The 789-nt window shown below is 65.0% G+C and carries 1 pseudogene; it reads left to right on the top strand.

Annotated features, from left to right (window positions below):
- Nucleotides 1-125 precede the first annotated feature (125 nt).
- Nucleotides 126-734, top strand: a pseudogene (gene tnpC / locus ABGN05_RS30020) (IS66 family transposase); the annotation flags it as partial.
- Between the last annotated feature and the right edge of the window lie 55 nt (nt 735-789).

Below are 789 nucleotides of genomic sequence, written 5' to 3'. Positions count from 1 at the left end.
CACCGACGTGCCCGACCGGGCTACGCAACCCTCACCAGCTACACCTGGTTGGGCGCTCACCGTCGCGCTCCATAGAGGGGTCCCGTTTGCACGCCGATCCAGGGTCCCCATTCCGAGCCGATTGACACAGGGCATTGGCCGAGCGCAATGCCGTGAGCCTGGCCTTCTGCTGGGCCCATGTCCGCCGTCGCTTCTACGAACTGGCGCAGTCCGGACCCGCGCCGATCGCAACGGAGGCGCTCGCCCGCATCGCCGAACTCTACAAGATCGAGAGCGAGATCCGGGGACGTTCGCCCGAAGAGCGGCGCACCGCGCGACAGGAGAGAAGCCGACCCATTATCGATGCCCTCCAGGCATGGCTGCCTGGGAAGCTCGCCCTGGTCAGCCAGAAAAGCAATCTCGCCGAAGCCATCCGCTACACACTCGCGCGCTGGGCAGGGCTCGCCCACTTCCTCGACGACGGCCGCGTCGAGATCGACTCCAATGTCGTCGAACGCACGATCCGCCCCATCGCCCTCAATCGCAAGAACGCGCTCTTCGCCGGCTCCGACGACGGGGGTGAGCACTTGGCGACGATTGCCTCTCTCATCGAGACCTGCAAGCTCAACGACGTCGACCCGTACGCATACCTTGCCGACGTCATCACCCGCATCGTCGCCGGTCACCCGCAGAACCAGATCGACGACCTGCTGCCATGGGCCTATGCCCCAGCGCCACTCAAGGCCGTGGCCTGAGAACAGCGGTCTGATGTCCGCAGTCAAGGGCTTGGACCATAGAAGTTCGTCCGAT

It is taken from the genome of Aquibium pacificum (genome assembly GCF_040839445.1).
GTDB lineage: Bacteria > Pseudomonadota > Alphaproteobacteria > Rhizobiales > Rhizobiaceae > Aquibium > Aquibium pacificus.
This window is presented reverse-complemented; position numbering and strand designations above follow the sequence as displayed.